Origin of the sequence: Klebsiella sp. BIGb0399 (genome assembly GCF_003752615.1) — a bacterium.
GTDB classification, from domain to species: Bacteria; Pseudomonadota; Gammaproteobacteria; order Enterobacterales; family Enterobacteriaceae; genus Klebsiella; species Klebsiella lignicola.
Genome location: NZ_RKHT01000007.1, coordinates 570,842 through 585,545, shown reverse-complemented (window position 1 = coordinate 585,545; position 14,704 = coordinate 570,842). Strand labels below are relative to the sequence as shown.

14 protein-coding genes are annotated in these 14,704 nt (G+C 58.7%); 12 read left to right on the top strand and 2 right to left on the bottom strand.

Annotated features, from left to right (window positions below; translation table 11 throughout):
- Positions 1–29 precede the first annotated feature (29 nt).
- From hypB to EDF82_RS17380, 7 genes are all read left to right on the top strand, one after another.
- Positions 30–902, top strand: coding sequence for a hydrogenase nickel incorporation protein HypB (hypB, locus tag EDF82_RS17410; protein ID WP_123756770.1), 873 nt, complete (start codon positions 30–32; stop codon positions 900–902).
- A complete protein-coding gene (locus tag EDF82_RS17405; RefSeq protein ID WP_123756769.1) occupies positions 893–1,165 on the top strand; it encodes a HypC/HybG/HupF family hydrogenase formation chaperone in 273 nt (90 codons plus the stop codon). Before hypB ends, EDF82_RS17405 begins: the two co-directional genes overlap by 10 nt.
- Positions 1,165–2,286 carry a hydrogenase formation protein HypD gene (hypD, locus tag EDF82_RS17400; protein WP_123756768.1) on the top strand — a complete coding sequence of 374 codons (1,122 nt, stop codon included), beginning with the start codon at positions 1,165–1,167 and terminating at the stop codon, positions 2,284–2,286. Before EDF82_RS17405 ends, hypD begins: the two co-directional genes overlap by 1 nt.
- On the top strand, positions 2,283–3,293 hold the full coding sequence (gene hypE / locus EDF82_RS17395; protein WP_123756767.1) for a hydrogenase expression/formation protein HypE: 1,011 nt from the start codon (positions 2,283–2,285) through the stop codon (positions 3,291–3,293). The genes hypD and hypE overlap by 4 nt, the downstream gene beginning before the upstream one ends.
- Before the next feature lie 187 nt (positions 3,294–3,480).
- Entirely contained in the window at positions 3,481–5,553 is a 2,073-nt protein-coding gene (gene flhA / locus EDF82_RS17390; RefSeq protein ID WP_123756766.1) for a formate hydrogenlyase transcriptional activator FlhA, read from the top strand.
- A 40-nt stretch (positions 5,554–5,593) separates the two neighbouring features.
- Complete coding sequence (locus EDF82_RS17385) at positions 5,594–6,022, top strand: molybdopterin-binding protein (RefSeq protein WP_123756765.1); 429 nt, start codon at positions 5,594–5,596, stop codon at positions 6,020–6,022.
- 115 nt (positions 6,023–6,137) lie between these two features.
- Positions 6,138–7,085: an alpha/beta hydrolase gene (locus EDF82_RS17380; protein WP_123756764.1), complete on the top strand. Its 948-nt coding sequence runs from the start codon at positions 6,138–6,140 to the stop codon at positions 7,083–7,085.
- A 333-nt stretch (positions 7,086–7,418) separates the two neighbouring features.
- Here the strand turns inward: EDF82_RS17380 and EDF82_RS17375 are convergent, their stop codons facing one another.
- Together EDF82_RS17375 and EDF82_RS17370 are read right to left on the bottom strand one after the other, a co-directional pair.
- Positions 7,419–8,819 (bottom strand): glycoside hydrolase family 1 protein, encoded by a 1,401-nt coding sequence (locus tag EDF82_RS17375; protein ID WP_123756763.1) that lies wholly within the window; start codon positions 8,817–8,819, stop codon positions 7,419–7,421.
- Positions 8,820–9,108: 289 nt separating this feature from the next.
- Entirely contained in the window at positions 9,109–10,380 is a 1,272-nt protein-coding gene (locus tag EDF82_RS17370) for a PTS sugar transporter subunit IIC (RefSeq protein WP_123756762.1), read from the bottom strand.
- Between the two features lie 174 nt (positions 10,381–10,554).
- On the opposite strand from EDF82_RS17370, the gene EDF82_RS17365 reads away from it, so the two are divergent.
- From EDF82_RS17365 to EDF82_RS17345, 5 genes are all read left to right on the top strand, one after another.
- The gene (locus EDF82_RS17365) at positions 10,555–10,869 is read left to right on the top strand and encodes a PTS sugar transporter subunit IIB (RefSeq protein ID WP_123756761.1); all 315 of its coding nucleotides are present in this window, start codon (positions 10,555–10,557) and stop codon (positions 10,867–10,869) included.
- Positions 10,870–10,878: 9 nt separating this feature from the next.
- Positions 10,879–12,201 (top strand): PTS sugar transporter subunit IIC, encoded by a 1,323-nt coding sequence (locus EDF82_RS17360; RefSeq protein WP_123756760.1) that lies wholly within the window; start codon positions 10,879–10,881, stop codon positions 12,199–12,201.
- 102 nt (positions 12,202–12,303) lie between these two features.
- Positions 12,304–12,618, top strand: coding sequence for a PTS lactose/cellobiose transporter subunit IIA (locus EDF82_RS17355; protein WP_123756759.1), 315 nt, complete (start codon positions 12,304–12,306; stop codon positions 12,616–12,618).
- A gap of 71 nt (positions 12,619–12,689) precedes the next feature.
- A complete protein-coding gene (locus EDF82_RS17350; RefSeq protein WP_123756758.1) occupies positions 12,690–13,604 on the top strand; it encodes an ROK family protein in 915 nt (304 codons plus the stop codon).
- Positions 13,605–13,658: 54 nt separating this feature from the next.
- Positions 13,659–14,621: a LacI family DNA-binding transcriptional regulator gene (locus tag EDF82_RS17345; protein ID WP_123756757.1), complete on the top strand. Its 963-nt coding sequence runs from the start codon at positions 13,659–13,661 to the stop codon at positions 14,619–14,621.
- The last annotated feature ends 83 nt before the right edge of the window (positions 14,622–14,704 follow it).

The following is a 14,704-nucleotide window of genomic DNA, read 5'->3' as shown; positions in this document are numbered from 1 at the left end:
ACGACGACGGGATAGACCAGGAGTAAATTATGTGTACGACTTGCGGCTGTGGGGAAGGCAACCTTTATATCGAAGGTGATGAACATAACCCCCACTCGGCGTTTCGCAGCGCCCCCTTCGCGCCGGCCCCGCGCCAGACCATGACCATTACCGGCGTCAAAACCGATAACTTCACCCCTACCCGCTCTGAAAGCGGCGACCTGCACTACGGCCACGGCGAAGCAGGAACCCACGCGCCGGGCCAGAGCCAGCGCCGGATGCTGGAGGTGGAGATCGACGTGCTGGATAAAAATAACCGGCTGGCCGCCCGCAATCGCGCCCGCTTTGCCGCCCGCGGCCAGGTGGTGCTGAACCTGGTCTCCAGCCCTGGCTCCGGTAAAACCACCCTGCTGAGCGAAACCTTACTGCGCCTGAAAGGCAAAACGCCGTGCGCGGTTATCGAAGGCGACCAGCAGACCATCAACGACGCGGCGCGTATTCGCGCCACCGGCACCCCGGCCATTCAGGTCAACACCGGTAAAGGCTGTCATCTCGATGCGCAGATGATCGCCGATGCCGCCCCGCGCCTGCCGCTGGCGGATAACGGAATTCTGTTTATTGAAAACGTCGGCAACCTGGTGTGTCCGGCCAGCTTCGATCTCGGCGAACGTCATAAAGTGGCGGTGCTGTCGGTGACCGAAGGGGAAGACAAGCCGCTGAAATACCCGCATATGTTCGCTGCCGCCAGCCTGATGCTGCTGAACAAAATCGATCTGCTGCCGTACCTCAACTTTGATGTGGAGAAGTGCCTCGCCAGTGCCCGGGAGGTGAATCCCAATATTGAGATCATCATGCTCTCCGCCACCAGCGGTGAAGGCATGGATACGTGGCTCAACTGGCTGGAGGCGCAGCAATGTGCATAGGCATTCCGGGACAAATCTGCGCCATTGATGGCAACCAGGCGAAGGTCGAAGTGTGCGGCATTCAGCGCGAAGTCGATCTGACCCTTGTCGGCGCCGTCGACGAGCACGGTCAGCCGCGCCTCGGGCAGTGGGTGCTGGTCCACGTCGGCTTCGCCATGAGCATCATTAATGAAGCCGAAGCCCGGGATACTCTCGAGGCGCTGCAGAATATGTTTGAAGTCGAGCCGGACGTCGGCGCGCTGCTGTACGGCGAGGAGCGATAATGCGTTTCGTTGATGAATACCGCGCCCCGGAACAGGTGATGCTGCTGGTTGAGCACCTGCAGGCGCGGGCGCAACTGCTTCCCCATACCGCCGAACGCCCGCTGCGGATTATGGAAGTCTGCGGCGGCCACACCCACGCCATTTTTAAATTCGGCCTCGACCAGCTGCTTCCCGACAATATTGAATTCATTCATGGTCCTGGCTGCCCGGTCTGCGTGCTGCCGATGGGGCGTATCGACACCTGTATCGACATCGCCAGCCGTCCGGGCGTGATTTTCTGTACCTTCGGCGACGCCATGCGCGTGCCCGGCAAAAACGGTTCATTGCTGCAGGCAAAAGCCCGCGGCGCCGATGTGCGCATCGTCTATTCGCCGATGGACGCCCTGAAGCTGGCGCAGCAGAACCCGGAGCGTGAAGTGGTCTTCTTCGGCCTCGGTTTTGAAACCACCATGCCCGCCACCGCCCTGACCCTCCGCCACGCCCGCGAGCGCGGCGTCGACAATTTCTACTTCTTCTGCCAGCACATCACGCTGCTCCCGACCCTGCGCAGCCTGCTCGACCAGCCGGACAACGGCATCGACGCCTTTCTTGCCCCCGGTCACGTCAGCATGGTCATTGGTACCGACGCCTACGGTTTTATCGCCAGCGACTATCATCGTCCTTTAGTGGTCGCTGGATTCGAACCGCTTGATCTACTGCAAGGCGCGGTGATGCTGGTTGAGCAGACAATAGCGAGGCACAGTCAGGTGGAAAATCAGTATCGCCGCGTGGTGCCTGATGAAGGCAATCCGCTGGCGCAATCGGCAATAGCCGATGTTTTCTGCCTCAGCGGCGACAGCGAATGGCGCGGCCTGGGGGTCATCAGCGATTCCGGCGTATGCCTGACGCCCGCCTACCAGCGTTTCGATGCCGAGGCCCATTTCCGCCCGGCGCCGCAGCGCGTCTGTGACGATCCGCGCGCCCGCTGCGGCGACGTGCTGACCGGTCGCTGCAAGCCGCACCAGTGTTCGCTGTTCGGCAAAGTCTGTAATCCCCAGAGCGCCTTCGGCGCGCTGATGGTCTCATCAGAAGGCGCATGCGCCGCCTGGTATCAATATCGCAGTCAGGAAAACGAAGCATGAAAAGCGTCCAGTTAGCCCACGGTAGCGGCGGTCAGGCGATGCAGCAGCTGATCGCCTCCCTGTTTATGCAGGCGTTTGCCAACCCGTGGCTGGCGGAGCAGGAAGATCAGGCGCGTCTTGATCTGGCGCAGTTAGCCGCCCTCGGCGACCGCCTCGCCTTCTCCACCGACAGCTACGTCATTGACCCGCTGTTTTTCCCCGGCGGCGATATCGGCAAGCTGGCGGTATGCGGTACCGCCAACGACGTGGCGGTCAGCGGCGCCCTGCCGCGCTATCTCTCCTGCGGGTTTATTCTCGAAGAGGGGCTGGAGATGAGCATCCTCGAACGGGTGGTCAACAGCATGGCCCATACCGCGCAGGCCGCCGGGATTGCCATCGTGACCGGCGATACCAAAGTCGTGCCGCGCGGCGCGGCGGATAAACTGTTTATCAACACCGCCGGGATCGGCGCGATACCGGCGGACATTCGCTGGGGCGCGCAGCAGATTACCCCCGGCGATGTCCTGCTGGTCAGCGGCACCCTCGGCGATCACGGCGCCACTATCCTCAACCTGCGCGAGCAGATGGGGCTGGACGGCGCGCTCTCCAGCGACTGCGCGGTGCTCACGCCGCTGATTCAGACCCTGCGCGACGTTCCCGGCGTCAAAGCCCTGCGCGATGCCACTCGCGGCGGAGTCAACGCGGTGGCCCATGAGTTCGCCGCCACCAGCGGCTGCGGCATCGAGCTGCATGAACAGACGCTGCCGGTCAACGATACCGTGCGCGGAGTGTGCGAGTTATTAGGCCTGGATGCGCTTAACTTCGCCAACGAAGGCAAGCTGGTGATTGCCGTTGCCCGGGAGGCAGCGGAAGCGGCGCTGGCGCAGCTGCGTAGCCATCCGCTGGGCCGCGATGCAGCGATGATTGGCGAGGTGGTTGAACGCCGCGGCGTACGTTCCGTCGGGTTATACGGGGTCAAACGCACGCTGGATCTGCCTCACGCCGAGCCTTTACCACGAATTTGTTAACCGTAGCCCGGACAGATGCGCAGCATCGCCTCCGGGAAAAACATCAGCATCTCAGCATGATTATCCAGCCCAAACCATCGGGCCACCACGGATGGATTACCGCGGCAACGACTGCTTTTTAACATACTATTATTTGTGTCATCACTTTCTTATGCGCCGCCTGAATGGCGCTTTTTGGACTTAAGCAATGTCGTATACACCACTGGGCGATTTTGGGCAGCAAGGGCTGTTCGATATCACCCGTATTCTGTTACAGCAGCCTGACCTGGCCGCGCTGAGTGAAACGCTAACCCGCCTGGTTCAGCAATCTGCGCTGGCAGATCGCGCGGCCATTATCCTGTGGAATGCCGGAAACCATCGCGCGACCCGCTACGCCTGCGACGACGCGGGCCTGCCGGTCAGCTATGAAGATGAAACCTTACTGGCCCACGGGCCGGTGCGCCGCCTGCTGTCGCGCCCCGATGCGCTGCATTGTGACCACGCCACCTTTGTCGAAGCCTGGCCGCAGCTGGCCGGCTGCGGTTTGTATCCGCCATTCGGTTATTACTGCCTGCTGCCGCTGGCGGCGGAAGGTCGCATCTTCGGCGGCTGCGAGTTTATCCGCAACGACGACCGCCCCTGGACCGAAAAAGAGTACCAGCGGCTGCATACCTTTACCCAGTTGGTTGCGGTGGTAACCGAACAAATCCAGAGCCGGGTCAGCAACAATGTGGATTACGATCTGCTGTGCCACGAGCGCGACAACTTCCGCATTCTGGTCGCCATTACCAATGCCGTGCTCTCCCGGCTGGATATCGATGAGCTGGTAGGCGAGGTGGCGAAGGAGATTCACCGCTATTTCCGCATCGACGCCATCAGCGTGGTGCTGCACAGCAGCCGCAAGGGCAAGCTGAATATCTACTCGACCCACTATCTTGACGCCAGCCACCCGGTGCACGACCAGAGCGAGGTCAACGAGGCCGGCACTCTGACCGAGCGGGTGTTTAAAAGCAAAGAGATGCTGCTGCTCAACTTGCACGAGCACGACTCGCTGGCGCCGTATGAAAAAATGCTCTTCGAGATGTGGGGCAACCAGATCCAGACCCTGTGCCTGCTGCCGCTGATGTCCGGCAATAATTTGCTGGGAGTGCTGAAGCTGGCGCAGTGCGACGAGAAAGTATTCACCACCACCAACCTCAAGCTGCTGCGCCAGATTGCCGAGCGGGTATCGATCGCCATCGATAACGCCCTCGCCTACCAGGAAATTCAGCGTCTGAAAGAGCGGCTGGTTGACGAAAACCTGGCGCTGACCGAGCAACTGAATAACGTCGAGAGCGAGTTTGGTGAAATTATCGGCCGCAGCGAAGCCATGCACAGCGTGCTCAAGCAGGTCGAGATGGTGGCGCAGAGCGACAGCACCGTGCTGATCCTCGGTGAAACCGGCACCGGCAAGGAGTTGATTGCCCGGGCGATCCATAATCTCAGCGGACGCAACGGCCGGCGGATGGTAAAAATGAACTGCGCCGCGATGCCTGCCGGGCTGCTGGAGAGCGATCTCTTCGGCCATGAGCGTGGTGCCTTTACCGGGGCCAGCGCGCAGCGTATCGGCCGTTTCGAGCTGGCGGATAAAAGCTCCCTGTTCCTCGACGAAGTGGGCGATATGCCGCTGGAGCTGCAGCCGAAGCTGCTGCGGGTGTTGCAGGAGCAGGAATTTGAGCGGCTCGGTAGCAATAAGCTGATCCAGACCGACGTCCGGCTGATCGCCGCGACTAACCGCGATCTTAAACAGATGGTCGCCGATCGCGAATTCCGTAGCGATCTCTATTACCGTCTGAACGTCTTCCCGATCCATCTGCCGCCGCTCCGCGAGCGCCCGGACGATATCCCGCTGCTGGTCAAAGCGTTTACCTTTAAAATCGCCCGCCGCCTCGGGCGCAATATCGACAGCATTCCGGCGGAGACCCTGCGTACCCTCAGCCGGATGGAGTGGCCAGGCAACGTGCGGGAACTGGAGAACGTGATTGAGCGCGCGGTGCTGCTGACCCGCGGTAGCGTGCTCCAGCTGTCGCTGCCAGAGCTGAATATTAAGCCGGAAACGCTACCGGAGGCCGCTCTGCCGCAGGAGGGGGAAGACGAATATCAGCTGATTGTTCGGGTGCTGAAAGAGAGTAACGGGGTGGTTGCCGGGCCGAAAGGGGCCGCGCAACGGCTGGGTCTCAAACGCACCACGCTGCTTTCCCGCATGAAACGCCTGGGAATTGGCAAAGATGAGTTAGTATAAGTTTTGTACTTATCGCAATCAGTCACTGGAAGGAGGTTTTATGGCGGTATCAGCACGTAACCAACTGACCGGCACGGTGAGTGCCGTTGCCACCGGCGCGGTCAATGATGAAATTGAATTGACGCTCACCGGCGGCGCAACGCTGGTGGCGATTGTCACCCACAGCAGCCAGCAGGCGCTGGGGCTGGTCCCTGGCAAAGAAGCTATCGCCTTGATTAAAGCCCCGTGGGTGACCCTGGCAACGGAAGCGTGCGGCCTGAAGTTTTCTGCCCGTAACCAGTTTGCCGGCAGCGTCAGCCGGGTGACCGAAGGCGCGGTGAACGCGACGGTGCATATTACTACCGATGCCGGGTTTGATATCGTGGCGGTCGTGACCAACGAGAGTCAGGAAGAGATGCAGCTGGTGCAGGGCAGCCGCGTGCTGGCGCTGATTAAGGCCTCGGCGATCCTGATTGCCACCCGCGCTTAACACCATCCAAAACACTGTTTCATTTCGATAAAAGTGAAACAGTGTTCTGTGAGACACCTCGCGTTACCCGCCGTGAATGAATGATAAATAAGCGTTTTCCATCATGGAGATGCTTATGACGCGTTTACCCCTGGCGGCAGCCATGACTCTGCTTATCTCTTCTCAGGGGGCTCTCGCCGCCCTGCCCACGCTACCGGTCTGGCCCGGCGGCGAGGCCCCCGGTGCAAAAAACAGCCCGGCGGTCCCGTCTCTGGTGGATCGTAGCAAAGATGGCGCCCTGCCCGACCGCGCGGTGACCGGTATCCGCGCGCCGGAGATCACGGTGTATGCTCCCGCGAAGCCCAACGGTATTGCGCTGCTGGTCACCCCTGGCGGTTCCTATCAGCGGGTGGTGCTGGACAAAGAAGGCAGCGATCTTGCCCCGGTGTTTACCGCGCAGGGCTATACCCTGTTCGTCATGACCTACCGCATGCCGGCGGACGGCCACGCGGAAGGCAGCAACGCGCCGTTGGCCGATGCCCAGCGCGCGCTGCGCACCCTGCGGGCCCGCGCCCCGGAGTGGCACATCGACCCGCATAAAATCGGCATCATGGGCTTTTCTGCCGGCGGTCATGTCGCCGCCAGCCTCGAGACCCGTTATGACGATGCGGTCTATCCCGCCACGGACGCCGTCGATGGCCTGAGCGCGCGCCCCGATTTTGTGGTGCTCGGCTATCCGGTAATTTCGATGGATCCCGCCATTGCCCATCCCGGTTCGCGCCACGCGTTGATTGGCGATACGCCGACGGCAGAACAGCAACGTCGCTATTCGCCGGAGCACAATGTGACCGCCGCGACGCCGCCAACGTTCATTATGCATGCGGTGGATGATCCTTCGGTGCCGGTCGATAACGCGTTGGTGATGTTTAACGCGTTGCGTGCTCACAAGGTGCCGACCGAGTTACACCTGTTTGCCGAGGGTAAGCACGGTTTCGGTATCCGTGGAACAACGGGGCTACCCGCCGCCGAGTGGCCTCAGCTGGCGATGAACTGGATTGCGTCACTGCCGGAGATGGAAAAGTAGCGCCAGAGGCTTCTCCCCGGAGGCGATGCTGCGCATCTTGTCCGGGCTACGGGAGCGTGCAGTCTGGTTGCCACGGAGGCGATGCTGCGCATCTGTCCGGGCTACAGGATCGTGCGGTCTGGTTGCCCCGGAGGCGATGCTGCGCATCTGTCCGGGCTACGGGAGCGTGCGGTCTGGTTGCCCCGGAGGCGATGCTGCGCATCTGTCCGGGCTACGGGAGCGTGCGGTCTGGTTACCCCGGAGGCGATGCTGCGCATCTGTCCGGGCTACAGGATCGTGCGGTCTGTAGCCCGGACAGGCGCATCAGCGCCGCCTCCGGGAGATTTTGCGGGGCTATTTTTCGGCACTGAAGCCGTTACTGGCCGCCAGTTCGGCAAACCACAGCGCGTTGCGTTTTATCTGCCGCTCGCCGGTTTGCAGATCGAGGCGCCAGAAGCCGTAGCGGCGCTTGAACGAGTTAATCCACGACCAGTTGTCGATGAAGGTCCACTGGTGCACGCCGAAGCAATTGGCGCCGTCGGCTATCGCCCGGTGCAGCTGCACCAGATGCTCTTCCATCAGACGAATGCGGAATGAATCATCGATCACCCCGTCGTCACCCGGCTCCCCTTCCGACTCGATATCCATCGCAATACCAATTTCTGCGAGGAACCACTTAATATTGCCGTAGTTGTCGCGCACGTTGGCGGCAATGTCATAGATCGCCTGCGGCAGAATTTCGTTGTTATCGCGATACGGGTTAAACCGCCCTTCAGGATTAACGTAGTTTTCGAAGTAATATTCCGGGGTGAAATAGTCCAGCGTATAGTCGCTCTCACGCGCCTGTACCCGACGCGGAACGTAGTAGTTCACGCCGAGAAAATCGACGTGCGAACCGGTAATCAGCTCAACGTCGGCTTTCGTCACTTCCGGCAGGCAATCGTGAGCGGCCAGAATTTCGCACAGCTCTTTCGGGAACTGATGTTTGACCAGCGGGTCGAGGAAGCTGCGGTTAAAAAACAGATCCGCATACCATGCCGCCTTTTTGTCCTCCGGACTGTCGTTGCGGGTGTAGGAAGGCGTCAGGTTCAGCACCACCCCGATCTCGCCCGGCAGCGCCAGCTCACGGAACTCGCGAATCGCTTTGGCGTGGGCCAGCATAATGTTAAAGGCCACCTGCGCCGCCAGCTTGCCATCCTTTTTACACGGATAGTGGAAATCGTACAGATAGCCCCCTTCCACCGGCACAATCGGCTCATTGAAGGTGATCCAGTATTTCACTTTATGGCCAAACAATTCGAAGGCGGTGCGGGCGAAACGGGCAAAGAGATCCGTTACGTGCGCCGACTCAAATCCGCCGTACTGCTTTTGCAACGCTTCCGGCATATCGAAGTGATAGAGGTTGATCATCGGCTCGATACCGTTGGCGATCATCTCATCAAGATAGGCGTTGTAAAAACGCACCGCGTCCGGATTGGCGGCCCCGGTTTCAAAATCATCAATCAAGCGAGACCATTGAATCGAGGTACGAAAGGAGTTAAAGCCGGTCTGTTTCATCAACGCCACGTCCTGCGGGTATTGATGATAGGTGTCACAGACGGTTTGCGGTCCAATCTGCTGATAAAAGCGTTCCGGTTGCTCGGCAAACCAGCTGTCCCAAATCGAGCGGTGCGGCTTGTTGCTCACCCCTTCCGTTTGCGGACCTGATGCTGCTGCCCCCCAAAAAAAGCCTTCCGGAAACTGATACCGGGTCATAACGCCTCCTGTCAGTGAAAAAAGGCCGCGCCTGACCGGCGCAGCCAAAAAAAGGTCTACCCTGTCACCTCATCTGTTGAGGTGAAAAATACGGCCCAGTGCACCAAAAGAAATCTACTGACAAAATTCGGAAATGTACATCCACAAACGGAAAACGCTTTCCATTATTGTTGGTCTGGTTCACAAATTTGAGGGGGACTCAGATATATTTGTGATTTACATCACGCTATGAAATATGCAAACGCCCGCATAACGCGGGCGAGATATCGGCCAGGAGAAAGGCAAAAAACTAGCGTTCGGCGTCGGCAAGCTGGCGTTCGTAGACTTTAAAGAACGGCCGGTACAGCATCCACGCGTTGAAGATGGCGAACAACGTCATGCAGAGATTTTTCCAGCTGCCGTTCGCAGACCAGGCCGCGCCGAGCGGGGACGGCATCGACCACGGCAACATCGCCACCGCCCGATCGAGGATGCCAATCTGCGTCAAATACCATGCGATACAGGCGTTTATCAACGGGACGAAGATAAACGGCAGCAGGAAAACCGGGTTCATAATGATAGGAAAACCAAACAGGATCGGCTCGTTGATATTAAACAACGACGGGATAAGGCCAATTTTACCGACGCTTTTCAGCTGTCGCGATCGGCTACGCATCGCCATAAAGACCAGCGGCAGCGTCGAGCCAATGCCGCCAATCAGCAGGTAGAAATCCCAGAACCCCTGCAGGTAGATATGCGGTAACGCCGTCGCCCCTTCCGCCAGCGCCTGCTGGTTTTCAAACAGATAGGTCATCCAGAACGGGTTCATTATTCCGGTGATGATCAGCGCGCCATGGATACCAACAAACCACAGCAAATTACAGATAAACAAAGAGATAAGTACCGCGGTCAGGGTATCTGAGGCCACCACCAGCGGCCTGACCGCTTCGCTGATCAGCTCCGGTAAAATCCGCCCGGTGGCTTGCTGCATCAGCGCATTGACCACGCTGATGGAAATCATCACAAACAGCAGCGGCACCAGCAGCTGGAAGCCGTTGCGGGTCATCAGCGGCACCTCTTCAGGCAGGCGAATGCACCAGCCTCTTTTATAAAAAAACCGAATTATTTCAATTGAATATGTACTGGATATCAGCGCGGTAAAAATCCCCATGCCGCCGAGGAAAATATTGGTTACGCCATTATCACGAAAGCCAATGAACAGCAGAAACGACAGGCAGCCGGTCAGTCCGCAGAGCCTTTCCGGCAGGCGGTACTGCTTCGCCAGGCTGGCACTGGCGCCGAAGGCGACAATCAGCGCCACCAGGCCGATGGTCAGTTCAAACGTCGGCAGCAGCATCGGGCGCAGCCACAGGTAGAACTGTCCGAACGTTGTCGCGCCATTTATGGAAACGGGCGGAAACAAAACGGGCACCAGTAAACTCCCCACAATCACGAACGGCATCGCCAGCGCAAAACTATCGCGCATCGCCGTAATGTGATTATTGCGCGTCAGGACGTTCGCCAGTGGCGCCAGACGCTGTTCGATGATGTCCACGGCAACATTCATCAACGGATTGTTCATGGTTCTACCTTATCGAGTGGTTTTGTTGGCAGGATGATCGCGCACTACAACATAAAGTAAAAGCCCGCCTTAGGTGATCGTTATCACAATTAATAAATCCACAAACGGAAAGCGCTTTCCGTAATGACGCCGTTATGACTATAGTCCCCCCATCCAACTCACCAGGAACGGTTTATGAAAAAGATTATGTTGTGTTGTTCCGCAGGTATGTCCACCAGCCTGCTGATGAAAAAAATGATTGCCGAAGCAGAGCAGCGCGGTCTGCCGGTGGAGATCAATGCCTTTGGCGTCGCCGAGTTTGATCAGCAGGTCGGCAACTATCAGGTCGTCCTGCTTGGCCCGCAGGTGAAATATATGCAGAAAGATCTGCAAAAGCAGGCGGACAAATATGGGATCCGCGTGGAGCCCATCAACATGATGGATTACGGCATGCAGAAAGGCGGCGCCGTACTGGATTTCGCGCTCTCCCTGATTGATAACAACCACTAAGGAAAGATCATGAGCTCTCTGTACGCTAAATTGATCGCCGTTATTGAACAAAAAATTACGCCGATGGCCGGGGCAATCGGGCAGCAAAAGTATGTCACCTCGATCCGCGACGGTTTCATCACCGCGCTGCCCTTTATGATCGTCGGCTCTTTCCTGCTGGTCTTTATCTTCCCGCCCTTCTCGCCGGATACCAGCTGGGGATTTGCCCGGGCGTGGCTGCAGTTCTCCCTCGATCATCGCGATGCCCTGATGCTGCCTTTTAACTTCAGCATGGGGGTGATGACCCTGTTTATCGCGGTCGGCATCGCCGCCAGCCTGGCAAAACATCACAACCTGGATTCACTGACCGCTGGCATGCTGTCGCTGATGTCCTTCCTGCTGGTGGCCGCCCCGCTGAAAGACGGGCAGATCTCCACCGCTTACTTCTCCGGACAGGGGATTTTTACCGCGATTCTGGTGGCGATTTACTCCACCGAACTGTACGCCTTCCTCAAGCGGCACAACATTACCATTCGCCTTCCGCCTGAGGTCCCGGCCGGCGTCGCGCGCTCGTTTGAAATCCTGATCCCGGTGCTGGCTATCGTCCTGACGCTGCATCCGCTGAACCTGTTTATCGAAGCGCAGCTGGGGATGATCATTCCGGAAGCGATCATGTCGCTGGTGAAACCGCTGGTTGCCGCCTCCGATACCTTACCCGCCATTCTGCTGTCGGTGCTGGTCTGCCAGGTGCTGTGGTTTGCCGGGATCCACGGGGCGCTGATCGTCACCGGGATCATGAACCCGTTCTGGATGGCGAACCTGTCGATAAACCAGGCCGCTATGGCGGCGGGTACGGCGATCCCTCACATCTATGTGCAAGGTTTCTGGGACCACTACCTGCTGATTGGCGGCGTTGGCTCGACGCTGCCGCTGGCGCTGATGCTGTTGCGCAGCAAGGCGGTCCATCTGCGTACCATTGGACGTATGGGCGTCGTCCCGGGCGTGTTCAACATCAACGAACCGATTCTGTTCGGCGCGCCGATTATCATGAACCCGCTGTTCTTCCTGCCATTCGTGCTGGTACCGATGATTAACGCCACTCTCGCCTGGTTCGCCCTGAAGCTGGATCTGGTGAGTCGCGTGGTCTCGATGACCCCGTGGACCACCCCGGCGCCGATTGGCGCGTCGTGGGCGGCTAACTGGAGCTTCAGCCCGGTGATCATGTGCCTGATCTGTATGGCCACAGCAATGGTGATGTATATGCCGTTCCTGAAAGCCTACGAAAAACAGCTGCTGCAGCAAGAACGCGACAACGCAGCCGCCCAGACTGAAGCCGTGGCTCAGTCCGCTTAATTCACACCACACTATGTATACCCTAAATAATTCGAGTTGCAGGCAGGCGGCGACGCAGTGAATCCCCTGCAGCTTGAAGTATGACGGTTATGGAGATTTATGATGGAATCAGAAGAACAAATCATGGGCATTATCATCAATGCCGGTCAGGCGCGTAGCCTCTGTTTTGAAGCACTGAGCTGTGCCAAAGAGGGGGATTTTGCCGCCGCTGACGAGAAGATGAAAGAAGCCGCGCACTATTCCCGCGAAGCGCACCTCGTCCAGACTCAGTTGATTGAAGCCGACGAAGGGGAAGGGAAAACCAAAATGACGCTGGTGATGGTTCACGCCCAGGATCATTTGATGACCTCGATTCTGGCGAAAGAGCTGATCGCCGAGCTGATTGCGGTCTACCGTTCACGCCCGCTACACCAGTAGCCGGACGACCCGGGCGGGCGTTGACGCGACCGCCCGGGAGTGCACTCCCCCACTCTCATCTGAGGACAACCATGCTACATCTGGGTTTAGATATCGGCGGTACCAAAATGGAAGCCGTGATGCTCAACGCCGACGGCGAATGCGTCTATCGCCAACGTCGACCGACGCACAAAGAGAGCTATGAGGCCTTTATGCAGCAGCTGCTTGGCCTGATCGACAGCGTGCGCCAGTGGAGCGAACAGCCGTTTACGATTGGTATTGGCCTGCCGGGCGCCATCGATCCGCAGAGCGGCCTGATTAAAAACTGCAACTGCCTGGTCCTCAACGGCCACGACCTGCGTCGGGATCTCAAGCAGCAGCTCGGCCAGCCGGTCTGGATTGCCAATGATGCCGACTGCTTCACGCTCTCCGAAGCCGTGGATGGTGCAGGGGCTGGCGCCAGTACGGTATTCGGGGTGATTATTGGCACCGGCTGCGGCGGCGGCATCGCCGTCAATCAGCAGCTGCTGAGCGGACCCAACGCCATCGTGGGCGAATGGGGACACAACACGCTGCCGGGCTATACGCCGGAGCGCGATGGCCCGGATCAGCCCTGCTACTGCGGCAAAGTGAACTGCATCGAAAGCTTTATCTCCGGCACCGGCTTTGCCCGTCGCTTCGGCGAGCAGGCGCGAGCGGAGGCGATTATTCAGGCCGCTGGCGAGGGCGACCCGCAGGCGCTGGCCCACTGGCAGCACTTTATCGATGCTTTTGCCCGCAGCCTGGCGTCGGTGATTAATATTCTCGATCCCCAGGTCATTGTGCTGGGCGGCGGCTTGTCCAACGTTGAAAAAATCTACGACGCGTTGCCGGCAGCGCTGGTGCCTTATCTGTTTTCCGACAGCTGCCGAACCCAGATTAAACCGGCTCGCTTCGGCGATGCCAGCGGCGTGCGCGGGGCAGCGTGGCTGCCGGTTCTGGCAAATTCCGCGGACCGCTGGCGATGACACTTTTTCAGCAGGTATGTTAAGCTAAGCGAAATAATCAAAGCAGAAAATACCATGCCAACCATTGATGATGTTTCAAGATTAGCGAATGTCTCGAGAGCGACGGTATCTCGTGTGCTCACCGGCACCCGCGGCGTGCGTGACGAAAGCCGGGAAGCCGTTCTGCGGGCAGTGGAAGAGTTGAACTATCGCCCAAGTTTTGCCGCGCAGAACCTCGCCAGTCAAACATCCAATCATGTCGGTCTGGTACTCCCGGTGCGGGATGAAAGCAGCAGCGCACGGCTGCTGCCTCTGCTGTCTGTGGCGCTGAAAAGCCTGAATAAAAACCTGATCGTCCAGTACGTCACGGATGCTGTCGAGCAGGCGGCCGTCATCGACGATTTCCAGCGCCAGTGTGTCGCCGTGGTGGTGCTCGGCCCCCTGCCTGCGGATACGCCACGCAACGTGATCTCCTTCGATCGTTTCAGCATCGCCGGGGTGAACAATCAGGGTTACGACTACGCCTTTGCTACCGAAAGCGCCTGTCGCTACGTGATTGGTAAAGGCCATCGTCACATCGCCCTGCTTTCTGACAGCGACAGCGATGACGCCAGCCGCCAGATGCAGGAAGGCTATCGTAACGTCCTGCAAAACTACTCGATTCCTTTCAACCGCCAGCTGGTGCTGACCGCCAATGACGATGTCGAACAGGCGCTGCTTACGCTGATCAACAGCTTCAGCAAATATTCGGTGATTATCGTGAAGCGTGACCGCTACGCGGCGGAAGCCATGCGCCTGCTGCGCGAATTCAATGTTGCCGTGCCGCAGGAAGTTTCGCTGCTGAGCCTCGAAGATTCGCCGCTGGCCTCGCTGCTCTATCCACCATTGACCTGTATCTCCTGGCCGCTGGAACAGCTGATGGAAAACTGCCTGCAGCGCATCCGCAACCTGATTGATGAGCGTCCGGCATTTGCCACCGAAGGTCGTACTCTCGCAGGCCGCCTGATCCCACGCCAGTCGGTCGCCGACATCTCCTGATTTTATCCTGCCCGGGCTGTTTTCCCCTGCCGGGCAGGCAGATACCCTGTTTTTTTCCTGCGATTTCCCCGCTTAGCTTACGC

Coding starts and splice junctions, on each gene's coding strand:
- EDF82_RS17360 (WP_123756760.1), top strand. CDS start 10,879: ATGAGCTCTCTGTACGCTAAATTGATCGCCGTTATTGAACAAAAAATT.
- EDF82_RS17365 (WP_123756761.1), top strand. CDS start 10,555: ATGAAAAAGATTATGTTGTGTTGTTCCGCAGGTATGTCCACCAGCCTG.
- hypE (WP_123756767.1), top strand. CDS start 2,283: ATGAAAAGCGTCCAGTTAGCCCACGGTAGCGGCGGTCAGGCGATGCAG.
- EDF82_RS17380 (WP_123756764.1), top strand. CDS start 6,138: ATGACGCGTTTACCCCTGGCGGCAGCCATGACTCTGCTTATCTCTTCT.
- hypD (WP_123756768.1), top strand. CDS start 1,165: ATGCGTTTCGTTGATGAATACCGCGCCCCGGAACAGGTGATGCTGCTG.
- EDF82_RS17370 (WP_123756762.1), bottom strand. CDS start 10,380: ATGAACAATCCGTTGATGAATGTTGCCGTGGACATCATCGAACAGCGT.
- EDF82_RS17355 (WP_123756759.1), top strand. CDS start 12,304: ATGGAATCAGAAGAACAAATCATGGGCATTATCATCAATGCCGGTCAG.
- hypB (WP_123756770.1), top strand. CDS start 30: ATGTGTACGACTTGCGGCTGTGGGGAAGGCAACCTTTATATCGAAGGT.
- EDF82_RS17385 (WP_123756765.1), top strand. CDS start 5,594: ATGGCGGTATCAGCACGTAACCAACTGACCGGCACGGTGAGTGCCGTT.
- EDF82_RS17405 (WP_123756769.1), top strand. CDS start 893: ATGTGCATAGGCATTCCGGGACAAATCTGCGCCATTGATGGCAACCAG.
- EDF82_RS17350 (WP_123756758.1), top strand. CDS start 12,690: ATGCTACATCTGGGTTTAGATATCGGCGGTACCAAAATGGAAGCCGTG.
- EDF82_RS17345 (WP_123756757.1), top strand. CDS start 13,659: ATGCCAACCATTGATGATGTTTCAAGATTAGCGAATGTCTCGAGAGCG.
- EDF82_RS17375 (WP_123756763.1), bottom strand. CDS start 8,819: ATGACCCGGTATCAGTTTCCGGAAGGCTTTTTTTGGGGGGCAGCAGCA.
- flhA (WP_123756766.1), top strand. CDS start 3,481: ATGTCGTATACACCACTGGGCGATTTTGGGCAGCAAGGGCTGTTCGAT.